The 12,154-nt window shown below is 66.5% G+C and carries 13 protein-coding genes; 8 read left to right on the top strand and 5 right to left on the bottom strand.

Annotation, left to right across the window (positions count from 1 at the left end; genetic code table 11):
• Positions 1-32: 32 nt before the first annotated feature.
• Together BZG35_RS13060 and BZG35_RS13055 are read left to right on the top strand one after the other, a co-directional pair.
• Complete coding sequence (locus tag BZG35_RS13060) at positions 33-1,004, top strand: FecR domain-containing protein (RefSeq protein WP_077356082.1); 972 nt, start codon at positions 33-35, stop codon at positions 1,002-1,004.
• 38 nt (positions 1,005-1,042) lie between these two features.
• The gene (locus BZG35_RS13055) at positions 1,043-3,406 is read left to right on the top strand and encodes a TonB-dependent receptor (RefSeq protein WP_216351853.1); all 2,364 of its coding nucleotides are present in this window, start codon (positions 1,043-1,045) and stop codon (positions 3,404-3,406) included.
• A gap of 343 nt (positions 3,407-3,749) precedes the next feature.
• On the opposite strand, the gene BZG35_RS17710 is transcribed toward BZG35_RS13055, so the two are convergent.
• The gene (locus BZG35_RS17710) at positions 3,750-4,082 is read right to left on the bottom strand and encodes a hypothetical protein (RefSeq protein WP_150126033.1); all 333 of its coding nucleotides are present in this window, start codon (positions 4,080-4,082) and stop codon (positions 3,750-3,752) included.
• A 697-nt stretch (positions 4,083-4,779) separates the two neighbouring features.
• Between BZG35_RS17710 and BZG35_RS13050 the strand changes: the two genes are divergently transcribed.
• Positions 4,780-5,136, top strand: a complete 357-nt coding sequence (locus tag BZG35_RS13050) for a helix-turn-helix transcriptional regulator (protein ID WP_077356078.1) — start codon at positions 4,780-4,782, stop codon at positions 5,134-5,136.
• A gap of 184 nt (positions 5,137-5,320) precedes the next feature.
• On the opposite strand, the gene BZG35_RS13045 is transcribed toward BZG35_RS13050, so the two are convergent.
• Positions 5,321-6,496: a zinc-dependent alcohol dehydrogenase gene (locus BZG35_RS13045; RefSeq protein WP_077356076.1), complete on the bottom strand. Its 1,176-nt coding sequence runs from the start codon at positions 6,494-6,496 to the stop codon at positions 5,321-5,323.
• 46 nt (positions 6,497-6,542) lie between these two features.
• On the bottom strand, positions 6,543-7,112 hold the full coding sequence (locus BZG35_RS13040; RefSeq protein WP_077356074.1) for an SRPBCC family protein: 570 nt from the start codon (positions 7,110-7,112) through the stop codon (positions 6,543-6,545).
• A 112-nt stretch (positions 7,113-7,224) separates the two neighbouring features.
• Here BZG35_RS13040 and BZG35_RS13035 point away from each other — a divergent pair, with 112 nt between their 5' ends.
• Together BZG35_RS13035 and BZG35_RS13030 are read left to right on the top strand one after the other, a co-directional pair.
• On the top strand, positions 7,225-8,031 hold the full coding sequence (locus BZG35_RS13035) for an SDR family oxidoreductase (protein WP_077356072.1): 807 nt from the start codon (positions 7,225-7,227) through the stop codon (positions 8,029-8,031).
• Between the two features lie 148 nt (positions 8,032-8,179).
• Positions 8,180-8,713 (top strand): hypothetical protein, encoded by a 534-nt coding sequence (locus tag BZG35_RS13030; RefSeq protein WP_253189167.1) that lies wholly within the window; start codon positions 8,180-8,182, stop codon positions 8,711-8,713.
• A gap of 4 nt (positions 8,714-8,717) precedes the next feature.
• On the opposite strand, the gene BZG35_RS13025 is transcribed toward BZG35_RS13030, so the two are convergent.
• Positions 8,718-9,383: a DUF1013 domain-containing protein gene (locus BZG35_RS13025; protein WP_077356070.1), complete on the bottom strand. Its 666-nt coding sequence runs from the start codon at positions 9,381-9,383 to the stop codon at positions 8,718-8,720.
• Between the two features lie 213 nt (positions 9,384-9,596).
• Between BZG35_RS13025 and BZG35_RS13020 the strand changes: the two genes are divergently transcribed.
• Positions 9,597-10,259, top strand: coding sequence for a beta/gamma crystallin-related protein (locus BZG35_RS13020; RefSeq protein WP_077356068.1), 663 nt, complete (start codon positions 9,597-9,599; stop codon positions 10,257-10,259).
• Positions 10,260-10,262: 3 nt separating this feature from the next.
• Here BZG35_RS13020 and BZG35_RS13015 read toward each other — a convergent pair whose 3' ends face one another.
• A complete protein-coding gene (locus BZG35_RS13015; RefSeq protein ID WP_077356066.1) occupies positions 10,263-11,234 on the bottom strand; it encodes an NAD(P)H-quinone oxidoreductase in 972 nt (323 codons plus the stop codon).
• 79 nt (positions 11,235-11,313) lie between these two features.
• Here BZG35_RS13015 and BZG35_RS13010 point away from each other — a divergent pair, with 79 nt between their 5' ends.
• Positions 11,314-11,520 (top strand): DUF1192 domain-containing protein, encoded by a 207-nt coding sequence (locus BZG35_RS13010; RefSeq protein WP_371454795.1) that lies wholly within the window; start codon positions 11,314-11,316, stop codon positions 11,518-11,520.
• A 97-nt stretch (positions 11,521-11,617) separates the two neighbouring features.
• Positions 11,618-12,145, top strand: coding sequence for a DUF1465 family protein (locus tag BZG35_RS13005; RefSeq protein ID WP_150126032.1), 528 nt, complete (start codon positions 11,618-11,620; stop codon positions 12,143-12,145).
• Positions 12,146-12,154: the final 9 nt, after the last annotated feature.

Raw genomic sequence — 12,154 nt, 5'->3', positions numbered from 1 at the left:
GGACGGCGTTTCGTGCGCCGGATCGAAACCCCATGACCCTGTCCGGCACTCCTTCCCAGTCGCTCATCGACCAGGCTTCGGCCTGGGTCGTCAGGCTGGGCGGTGATGACGTCACCGATGTCGACTATGAGGCGCTGGAGGCTTGGCTGAAGGTGTCGCCCGATCATCGCCCTGCCTTTGAACGGGCCCAGGGCCTGTGGGCCGCTCTCGATCAGGATCGCGCCGCCCTGGACGCCGCCCTGACCCGCGCCGCGCCACGCCTTGTCGCCACAGATCGCCGGTCCTTAGTCCGGCGTTGGCCTTGGGGCGTCGGCGGCTTGGCGGTCGCGGCTTTGGCCTGCGCCCTCTTGATAGGCCCGATCCTCTCGTCCAGGCCCGTGACCTATGTGACAGCGCCGGGAGAACAGAAGACCGTTAACCTGGCCGACGGCTCGGTGATTGTAATGAATGGCGACTCCACTCTGTCCATCCGTCTGTCGGGCGCTGAACGGCGGGTAGAGATGGGACATGCAGAAGCTGCCTTTGATATCACACATGACGTCGACCGTCCCTTCCGAATTACAGTCGGCGAAAGTCGGATCGAGGTGCTCGGCACCGCATTCGACGTCCGCCGCGACGCCGACAGCACCCGCGTGAATGTTGCTCGCGGCCTTGTCCGCGTGTCCGATCTGGCCGACGCGACGCACAACGTCCGTCTAGCTGCCGGCCAATCGGTTACTCGGCCAGATGCTACGGACGCGCTAACAGTGGCACCCGGGTCGACCGAGCCGCCCGGCTGGCGCGCCGGCCAACTGGTTTACGACGACCGGCCGTTGTCAGAGGTGGTCGACGATCTCAATCGCGCCTATCCGACACCGATCCGCGCGATTGGCGGCGCGGGCGCGCTTCGCTTCAGCGGGGTCCTGGCCCTGGACGGCCAGGACGAGACCTTGCGCCGCCTGGAAGCCTTTCTGCCGATCGTGGTCGCGCGGCGCGAGGGCGTCATCGAACTGCGCCCGCGCTGACGCCGAGAATGGCACGGCCATACCGTCATCGCCACTTGTTGGCTTTCCTGGCCTGGCTGGTGGGGGCCACCAGCGCCTCGGCTCAGGCCGCGCGGTACGTGTCCATTCCGGCGCAGCCCACTACCGCGGCGGTCCTTCGGCTCGGCGCGCAGATGGGGGTGTCGATCGGCGCGACCGAGGCCGCCGGCTGTGGTCGGTCCCGGGCCGTGGTCGGAACATACGATGTCGAAACCGCCTTGCGACTTATACTGGCCGACAGTCCATGTGGCTTTCGCCGCATCGATCGGCGCACCTATCTGATCACGCGACGAAGCGCGCCGCCCGCGCCCCGACGCCTGGACCCGCCGCCGCCCTTGGAAATCAACCGTCTGGACGACATCGTCGTCACGGCCACGCGGCGTGAGCAGAGCCTGGCCGACGCGCCCTATTCGCTCTCCGCGATTGAGGGCGCGGCCTTCGACGCCTCGGCCAGGCGAGACACCGCCGCCCTGGCGACGCGCCTGGCCGGACTGACCGTCACAAACCTGGGCTCGGGCCGTAACAAGCTGTTCGTCCGAGGCCTGGCGGACAGTCCGCTGACGGGTCAGACCCAGGCGATGGTGGGGCTCTATCTCGACGAGACCCGCCTGACCTACGATGCGCCGGATCCTGATCTGCGGCTGGTCGACCTGGAGCGGGTCGAGCTTCTGCGCGGACCACAGTCCACGCTTTACGGCGCGGGCACCCTCGGAGGGGTGCTGAAGTTGATCAGCCGTCCTCCGGTGCTTGACGACTATCAGGCGGAGATCGCGGCCGGCACGACGGTCGCGAATGATGCCGCGCCGGGACACTCGATCGACCTCGTCTTCAACACCCCTCTGGTTCGAGACCGGCTGGCGCTTCGGGCCGTTCTTTACGAGGAGGTCATCGAAGGGGCCGTCGACGATCCGGGACTTGGCTTGGCAAACACGGGGGGCACTGTCAGGAACGGCGTCCGGGCCTCGGTGCTGTGGCGCATCAACGATGTCTGGGACGCCCGGCTCGCGAGCGTTTTCCAAGTCCTGCATATCGACGACAGCCAGTACGCTTTCGAGTCCCTGCCTGCCTACGAAAGGTCGCTTGCGATACGAGAGCCCAGCAACAACGATTTCAACGGCGTGTCTTTGACAGGAGTCGGGACCTACGAGTGGGGCGTTGTGAAGTTAAGTGGTGTCTACCAGGGTCATGATCTGGATCGCCGATATGACGCTACCCGCGCCTCATTGGAATTGGGCGGCCAAGGCGCTCCGCTGGCCTATGATGAGGCGGACGATATTCGAGCCTTCGCGCTGGAAGGCTCGATCATCTCGCCCTCGCAACCACCTTTCACTTGGCTGGCCGGTCTGACCTTCTCGCACTATAGCCACGCGCGGACGAGCCGGATCGGGACTCTGGAGGCGGGGGCCCCCCTCTTTGTAACAATCAAGGATGACGACACGAACGAGGCGGCGATATTTGGCGAGCTCGCCTGGGCTCGCGACGACCTGAAAATCACCATCGGTGGCCGATACTTTAGAGCCGTCACCGAATCCGCCACGGAGGCGCGTCGGTCTGGCCAGCTGTCCGACGAATTTCAGGGCCAGTTGGATGATGACGATTTTTCGACCAAGGCGGTGATCGAATACGCCTATCGCGACGACGTCCTCGTCTATGCCCAGACCAGCCTGGGTTATCGAAAGGGCGGCTTCAACGGCGGGTCCGTGCTGGACGGCGTCTATGGCGTTCCCGGTGGCGCTCAACCCTATCGGACCTTCCGGCCCGATGACCTCCTGAGCCACGAGATCGGGCTGCGCTGGCGGACCGCAGATGAGCGAATGAGCCTGCGGGCCGCCGCATACCGGGTCGACTGGCGATCCGTGCAGTCGGACCGGATATCGCGTGACGGTCTGCCCTTTACGGCGAACATCGGGTCGGCCGACACGCGCGGAATCGAGGTGGAGGGCGTGTGGCGCGATGGTCCCTGGCGCATCGATGTCAACCTCACGGCGAACGATCCGCGGCTGACGGAAGAGGACGAGAGCTATCCATTAGGAAACGGCAGCGATCTTCCCGGGGTGCCGAGAATCCTTGGCGCGGTGACCGCCCGACGAGACGGTCTACTGTTCGGCCTTCCTGGATGGCTCAGCGGAACCGTTGGCTATGTCGGCCCCTCCAACCAACGGCTCACGCAAACGACGATTACGCAGATGGGCGACTATGTCACCTCCGAACTGGCGGGCTATCTTGTGCTTGGCTCCTGGACAGGCACCGTCAGGATCGACAACCTCCTTGGATCAGACGGCGATACTTTTGGGTACGGCAACCCTTTTCTGGTCGGTCGCGAGACCGTCATCACGCCCCAACGGCCTCGGGGCCTTTCGATCTCACTGGCAAGACGGTTTTAGGCCTCACGCTTCAGCGCAACGTTTGGAGAACATCGCCTAGGCGAAAGCGGCGAGGGCACATCAGCTCCTGATCTAGAATGTTGCAAAACTCTGATGCAACTGCCCAAAAATGGCCATCGCGTCCAAGTTGAAAGAGCGGTTCGCACCCCGTCCGGGGTGTGGGCGATTTGGCGAAAGCCGGTCACTGACGGACGCGTGTTGTGAGCTTGGGTTTAAAGCTTGCGGCCGGCAGTCTGGGCGTTCTCGCCGGGCTACAGGCCGCGACGCAATACATCGGCTGGACCTTTCAATGGGCTAGCATCCTGGGGGCTGGCTGGCGGTTAGGCCCCGATTGGGTCTTCTATCACCCCTGGTCAATCTTCGAGTGGCGTGCTCTGTTCGGTGCCGAAGAACCCCAGGCCTTTGCTGCGAGCACCGTCGTCTTGACCAGTGCCATGCTGCATCCTTGGAGAGTCTGCAGCGAAAGCTCGACCAAACGGCCTGCCCGGGAAACAGAAGAGAGGGTCAGCGCGATGCCGCCGCATCTTTTGCGATGCATGCTTCCCGGCACGCAATGGCCGCTTTCCGGCGCGGGGGTAGAGTCCGGTTTTGGCGCAATCCCGACCTGGTTCGAAAGCGTTGCAACTGAATCAACGACAGTGAAATTCTCAAATGGGTGAATCAGGGCCAGCGACATGCTTCATGATTCACGGAGAAACGCGGCTTCAAGATGCACAGCGTTTTCAGGCAAGTGGCTGCTAGAGTGAATCAGGCTTGGTGAAGCCCAACACAGCGGGGTCGGGTTTCACCGATAGCGATTCGGGTTTCACTCACGTGATCTGATCGCCGGCCATTCCAGGCTGAAATCGGCCGAACGGATCAGCTGTTGGACGCACCGATACCAAAGCGTGGATGCCCAACGCGATCTTACCCCGACCTTGATTGGGATAAGATCCATCCGCTCGATCAGTGAGCGCACGCCTGACGGGCGTCATCGTCGTCGCGCCGCGTCCCGGCTTCGGGTTCAACCATGTAGCGACGTTGCTTGAAAAGGGCTTTGGACACGTTAGAGGACGGTGTCATGTCGTCCGCTCACCCCCTCGCTTCCGATCGATGGCTGCCGGGCTTCAGCGGACAGACGCTAACCTGGCTGGAAGCGGATCGGCGGATCGACTGCGACACGCCTGAAACCTGGTCCGAAGCGATCAGCGCCCACTTCGTCCGACTGGCCCCGTCGGCGATCGAAGGCATGGCCTTCGCGGGCCGGCTTCAGCAGGTCACGCGCGGAGCACTTCGTCTGACGCGGGTCTCGGGATCGGCGCAGACCGTCTGTCGCGGTCCCCGACAGCGCCGTCGCGATCGTCTCGGCGCGCTCGGACGCGCATTCCGTCTCGATGGCCAGAGCCTTCGGCGTGAACGCCTACCTGTCCAAGGCGCAGCCGGTCGAAACCCTGGTCAATGCCGTCGGCGGCATTCTAAGGGGGGAATCGCTGTTCCCGGAAAACGCCCCCTCTGACCCTGTGGCGGTCGATTTCCACCGCCGCATCGCCAGTCTGTCGGCGGCCCAGCTCCGGGTCATGCGAGCCCTGGTCGACGGAAAGCTGAACAAGCAGATCGCGGGCGAGATGAACCTGACCGAAGGCACGGTGAAACAGCATGTCTCGGCCATCTTGCGCAAGCTGGAGGTCAACAACCGCAGCCAGGCCATCATCGCCGCCGCTCCGGCCTTGAAGAACGCCGCCGGAGGCTGACCCGGCCCGTCCGGCTGGGTCCTCCGTGGGTCTCGCCCGATGCGACCCCTGAGCGGCGTGAGCTCCGTGCCCTCGGTCGAGGCATCGGGACCGCGCAGGTTCGGGCAGGGCGCAAACATGCCGATGCCGGCGTCATTCACATGACGCCGGCATCGGTCGAAAGGACGGGGGCCGGGGCCCGCCGTCAGTGGGGCAGCAGAACGACCTTGGTCCATTCGTTCTGGTTGTCCTTGAAGTTCTTGTAGCCCTCGGCGGCCTGTTCCAGCGGCAGGCGGTGCGAGATCATGTCGGTGGTGTCGATCTTGCCGTCGAGGATCAGCTGCAGCAGGTCGGGCAGGTAGTTCTGCACGTGGGTCTGGCCGGTCTTCAGGGTCAGGCCCTTCTCCATGAAGGCCCCGACCGGGAACTTGTCGGCGAAGCCGCCGTAGACGCCAGGCACCGAGACCGTGCCTCCCTTGCGGACCGCCATGATGGTCTCGCGCAGGACGTGGGTGCGGTCGGTGCCGAGGCGGACGGTGGTCTTGATCGCGTCGACCACGTTGTCGGGCGAGAAGCCGTGGCTTTCCATGCCGACGGCGTCGATGCAGCTGTCGGGACCGATGCCGGCGGTCATCTCGGTCAGGGCCTCGCGGATCTTGACCTCATGATAGTTGAGGACCTCGGCGCCGTTGGCCTTGGCCAGTTCGAGACGGCGGGGGTGGTGGTCGATGGCGATGACCCGGCCCGCGCCCTGCAAGATGGCGCTCTTGATGGCGAACAGGCCGACGGGGCCGCAGCCCCAGATGGCCACGGTGTCGCCGGGCTGGATCTGGCAGTTCTCGGCCGCCTGCCAGCCGGTCGGGAAGATGTCGGACAGGAACAGCACCCGCTCGTCCTCGATCCCGTCGGGAATCTTGATCGGGCCGTAGTCGGAATAGGGCACGCGAGCGTATTCCGCCTGGCCGCCGGCATAGCCGCCCGTCAGGTGGGAATAGCCGAAGGCGCCGGTCATGGCGTAGCCGTAGGCGATCTCCGACGCGTCGGCCTTTTCGGCCGGGTTGGAGTTGTCGCAGGCGGCCGGCATCTTGTGGTCGCAGAAGAAGCATTTGCCGCAGGCGATGACGAAGGGGACGACGACGCGGTCGCCGACCTTCAGCGTCGTGTTCTCCTTGCCGACCTCCTCGACCACGCCCATGAATTCATGGCCCAGGACGTCGCCGTTGGACATGCCGGGGATGTAGCTGTCGTACAGGTGCAGGTCCGAGCCGCAGATGGCGGTGGCGGTGATCTTGATGATGGCGTCCCGGGGATTGACGATCTGGGGATCGGGGACCGTGTCCACCTTGACGTTGTGTTTTCCGTGCCAGGTCAGCGCGCGCATGAATAATCTCGTGAATTGAAGAGGGGGAGGGGGATCGGGGGACGGATCAGAAGTGGCGGTCGCCGCGAGGCGCGGCGTCGGGGGCCTTCGAGGTCGAGACCTCGCCCGTTTCCATCAGCTGTTTGAAGCGGCGCAGTTCGCGGCGGGCCTGGACGCGCGGCTCTCGCTGCAGGACCTTGGCCACCACCTTGCCGATCGCGCCGGCGGGCGGGTCGTAGCTGACGAAGACCCGCACCTCGGTGCCGCGTCCGAAGGCATTGTCCTTGAACTCGACGAAGCCCTCATGGTCGATGTCCGACCCTTCGCTGGAGGTCCAGGCGATCTTTTCGCCGGGGACGTCCTCGGTGATGTCCGAGACCAGCTCGACATCCTTTCCGGCCGGTCCGGCGATATGCCAGCGGGTCCGTCCCGACTCCAGGATCTCGACCGATTTCACGTTCTCCATGAAGCGCGGAAGGTTGGAAAAGTCCCGCCAGAAATCATACAGTTCCTGGCGCGGGCGGTTGATCATGACGGCCCGGATACTGGACGCGGCGTGGTCGCCCTCGACGTTGTCCTTATCCACGAATGCGGGTGAGGCCACATCCGCATCGGTTGAAAGTTGGTGATCGGACATAGGGTTAACTCCTCTGACGGTGTGTCCCGGAAAAGCCGCTGGCCGGGCTTCGTTCCGTCGGAACAGGATGGCGCGGCCCGCATTTTCAGCCCGACCCCCATGGAGCTGAGACATGTCCGACACCGACTTTCCCACCGCCGCCGAGACCGCCCGGCCGCTCGCCGTCGTCACCGGCGCCTCGACCGGGATCGGCTATGAGCTGGCCCGGCTTTTCGCCGATGACGGCTTCGATCTGATCGTCGCGGCCGACACGTCGCTGGCTGAGGCGCAGCAGACCTTCGAGGGCCTCGGCGCGCGGGTCGAGACCCTGCAGGCGGACCTGTCGACCGAGGACGGCGTGCAGTCCCTGTACGACCTGATCGGCGGTCGCCCCGTCGACGCCCTGGCCGCCAACGCGGGTCACGGGCTGGGCGAGGGCTTCCTGGATCAGGATTTCGCCGACATCCGCCACGTCATCGACACCAACATCACCGGCACCACCCAGCTGCTGCACCTGGTCGGCCGCGACATGCGCGAGCGCGGCCGCGGGCAGATCCTGCTGACCGGGTCCATCGCCGGCCTGATGCCGGGCACGTTCCAGGCCGTCTACAACGCCTCCAAGGCCTATGTGGACAGCTTCTCCTTCGCCCTGCGCAACGAGCTGAAAGACACGGGCGTCAGCGTCACCGTGCTGATGCCGGGGCCGACCGAGACGGAGTTCTTCGAGCGCGCCGGCATGGAAGACACAGCCGTCGGTCAGGGCAAGAAGATGGAGGCCAGCAAGGTCGCCGAGATCGGCTATGCGGCCATGAAACGCGGCGACGGCGACGTGGTCGCGGGGCTGATGAACAAGCTTCAGGCCGCGACCGCCGCGGTCACGCCGCAGACGGTGCTGGCGGAGATGCATCGCAAACAGGCCGAGCCGGGCAGCGGCACCTGAACCGGCTCAGGCGATCGAGAGGCCACGCGGCCGCCGTCCCCCCGGGGGCGGCGGCCGAAGCCTTTTGCGGGGCCGGGCCGCGCCGCGTGGACATCGCGGTGCGCGCCTTTATGGTCCCGGATCGAGGCGACAGAGGAGGCGGACGATCTTGATCAAGCGCAGCGTTGCCCTGCTGCTGGTCGGCCTGGGGCTGGCGGGCTGTTCGACCGCGTCCCAGGTCCGCGACGGGATGGGGGCGGCGGTGTCGGGTCCGCTGGACGACTTCAACGTGCGGCGGGAGGTCATCCCCACGGTCCTGCTTCAGGCGCAGGCCAATCCCTACGACATGCGCAATCTGAACCACTGCATGACGATCGGGGCCGAGGTGATCCGGCTGAACGAGGCGTTGGGTCCCGACAGCGACGAACCGGCGCATGACGACGGCACGCGGCTGAGCGAGCGGGCCCAGGACGCGGCCGCGCGGGCGATGCTGGACGCGATCCGTGACAGCGTGGCGGACTTCATCCCGGGCCGCAGCTGGATCCGGCGGCTGTCCGGGGCCGATCAGCACAGCAAGGCGGTGCAGTCCGCCATCCAGGCCGGCCGGCTGCGGCGCGCCTATCTGAAGGGGCTGGGGATGCAGCGGAACTGCGCGCCCCCGGCGGCACCGGCCTGGTATCGTCCAGGCCGGGCGGCGACGTAGAAACCTACTCGCGGTTGCCGAACACCGAGGCGGCGGTCGGTTCGGCGGAGCGGCGCTCGCGCTCCTCGGGCACGAACTCCGGCTCGACCGGCTCGGCGGCGATCGGCTCGAGGGCGGCGCCGCCCTTCTTGGCGTCGTCGCGGTTCTTCTTGTCGGCGGCCTTGGAGATCAGGTCGTCGAGCACCAGCTGGCCCACCAGTCCCAGCGTCACCGGGTCGACCGGCTTGATCTGGGGGCTGTTCCAGTGGGTGCGGTTGCGCACGCTGTCGATGGTGGACTTGGTGGTCCCCAGCAGTTTGGCGATCTGGGCGTCGGTGACCTCGGGGTGGTTCTTGACGAACCACATGATGGCGTCCGGACGGTCCTGACGGCGCGAGACCGGCGTATATTTCGGCGCGGGCTTGTGCGCCTTCATCAGCTCGGCGTGGCGGCTGACGATGGCCTTCATCCGGTAGTCGGCATTGTCCTGGGCCTTGTCCAGCTCGGCCCGGTCCAGCTGGCCGCCGGTGATGGGGTCGACGCCGCGGATGTCGCGTGCCACGTCGCCGTCGGCGATGCCGCGCACTTCCAGCGGGTGCAGGCCGCAGAAGTCGGCGATCTGCTCGAACGTCAGGGAGGTGTTGTCCACCAGCCAGACGGCGGTCGCCTTGGGCATCAGGATGTCGGTCATGGGTGTGGTCCCGGTCAGGCTTGGGCCCGGGCGTGTCGCCGGGCTCTGGATACGACGGCGCCCGACCTTTCGGCCGGGCGCTGATGATCTCGATATAGGCCGTTTCGCGCAAAAAGAAAACGCCGTCTAGCGGTGGCATACAGCTACGGTTCATCCAGGATGGGGAACACTGTCATTTCGGATGCGTCGGGCATCCTTTCGGGAGGAGAACTCATGAGAACGCTCGCGCTTTTCGCGGCCGGCACCCTTTTGGCGACGGTCGGCTCGACGTCCATCCCCGGGCCGGCCGAGGCCCAGTCGCGCGGCGTGCCGAACGGCAGCTATGCCCAGTCCTGTTCCAATGCCCGGGTGAACCAGGGCCGGCTGTATGCACAATGCCTGGATATCCGCAGACGGGCGCGCGCGACCTCGATCGCCCTGTCCGCCTGTTCGTCGGGCGACATCGGCAACGACAACGGCCTTCTGGTCTGCACGGGCGGTCGCGGCCAGTTCGAGAACGACAATGGCGGCGGTGGGAACAACGGCGGCTGGAACGGCGGTGGCAACAATGGTGGCGGCTGGGGCGGGAACAACGGCGGGGGCCAGAACGGCGGCTGGAATGGCGGCGGCGGTCGCAACAGCGTCACCGTCTTCACGGCCCGGGACTATCGCGGCGATTTCCAGACGTTTCGGGGCGAGGTCTACAACCTCGACAATACCCATCTGAACGACCAGATCAGCTCCATCCAGGTCAATGGGCCGTGGGAAGTCTGTTCGGACTCCGGCTTCCGCGGCGAATGTCAGATCATCGACGGCAACATCCGCAATCTGTCCAGCACGGGTCTGAACGATCGCATCTCGTCGATGCGACCGGTGCGCGGCGGCGGGCGCTGGTAGGCGTCAGAGCGTCAGGATGATCTTGCCGACGTGATCGCCCGCCTCCAGCCGGAGGTGGGCGCGCGCGGCCTGGTCCAGGGGGAAGGTGGCGTCGATTGGCGGCCGGACCTGGCCGGAGGCAACCCAGGGCCAGGCCCGGGCTTCGATGGCGGCGGTCAGCCGGGCCTTCTCGTCCGCCGGGCGGCGACGCAGGGTCGAGCCCGTCAGGGTCGCCTGTTTCATCATCACCCGGCCCAGGTCGACCTGGGCCAGGCCGCCGGTCAGGGTGGCGATGACGACCCAGCGGCCGGAGGGCTTCAGGGCGTTCAGGTTCAGCTCGGCATAGGCGGCCCCGACCATGTCGAGGATGACGTCGGCCCCGCCCGCCTCGGCGATGCCGTGGGCCAGGTCGCCTGCGGTCGCGTCCAGACTGACGTCGGCCCCCAGGGCCAGGGCCGCCGCCGCCTTGGCCGCGCCGCGCGAGGTGGCGATGACGCGGGCCCCGGCGGCCTTGGCGGTCTGGATGGCCATGACCCCGATGCCCGAGGTCGCGCCATGGATCAGCAGGGTCTCGCCCGCGCTCAGCCGGCCGGCCTCGAACACATTGGCGAAGACGGTGAACAGGGTCTCGGGCAGGGCGGCGGCCTGGATGAAGTCCAGGCTGTCGGGGACGGGCAGGGCGTGGCGGGCGTCGACCACGGCATGGTCGGCATAGCCGCCACCGCCCAGCAGGGCGCAGACCCGATCTCCGATCGACCAGCGGCTCACGCCATCGCCGACCTGATCGATCTCGCCGGCGACCTCCAGTCCCAGGACGTCCGAGGCTCCCGGCGGGGGTGGATAGGCCCCGAGGCGCTGCAGCAGGTCGGGGCGGTTGACCCCGGCCGCGCGCACCCGGATGCGGATCTCGCCCGGACCGGCCACGGGGTCGGGGCGCTCGCCCGGACGCAGGGCCTCAGCGGGGCCTGAGCCGCCCTCGATCTCGATCACCCGCATCCGAAGTCTCCCGTCTTGCAATCGTCCGTGTCCGGGCGTTCAGATGGGCTGTTTTCCGACCCCGGCCAAGGAGGCGACCGTGAGTTTCGACGATCTGGATCCGCGGCCCCAGCGCGGGGCCATGCTGAGCGCCCTCGGCCGGGAGGATCTCGACCTGTATTCGGTCGAAGAACTGAGCGAACGGATCGCCGCCCTAGCGGGCGAGATCGAGCGGGCCCAGGCGGCGATCGCGCGCAAGAACGCCAAGAAGTCGGCGGCGGACGCCCTGTTCAACTGCAAGCCCTGACGCTGTTCGCCGTTGCGGTCGTCTGGCATGGCCGTTGCACAGGGGGGCGCTGCGGTGCCGATCCGGCCCGACGAAACAGCGGACGTCGATCGTTTTCATGCGTATGGTTGAGGGGATGACGAACGAGACGGACGAGTCGGTGGTGCGGACCCGGGCGGGCGAGGTGCGGGATTTCGCGCGCTCCGAACTGTTCGAACGCACCTTCCAGGAAGGCATGGACCTCGTCGAGGAGACCGCCGCCTATCTGGACGGCGAGGGCCGGCGGGACTCCAAGCTGCTGTCACGCGCCGCCGCTCTGGCCTATGCGGGCGAAAGCATGACGCTGACCACCCGGCTGATGCAGATCGCGTCCTGGCTGCTGGTCCAGCGCGCCGTGCGCGAAGGCGATATGACGCCCGAGGCCGCCTGCGAGCCGCGCTATCGCCTGAACGAGCGTCCGGCCGAGGCCGAACCGACGCACCCGGAGATCCCGATCGCCCTGGTCGAATATCTGGTCCGGGCCGAGAAGCTGCACGACCGCGTGCTGTACCTGGACCGCCGCATGTACCTGGACGGCCCCGCCGAGCCCGAGGCCAATCCCGTGCTGAGCCAGATGGACCGGCTGGAAGCGGCGTTCAGGGCCTAGGGCTCGCGC

This window comes from Brevundimonas sp. LM2 (assembly GCF_002002865.1).
GTDB lineage: Bacteria > Pseudomonadota > Alphaproteobacteria > Caulobacterales > Caulobacteraceae > Brevundimonas.
Note: the sequence above shows the minus strand (reverse complement) of the source record. Positions and strands in the feature narration are given on the sequence as shown.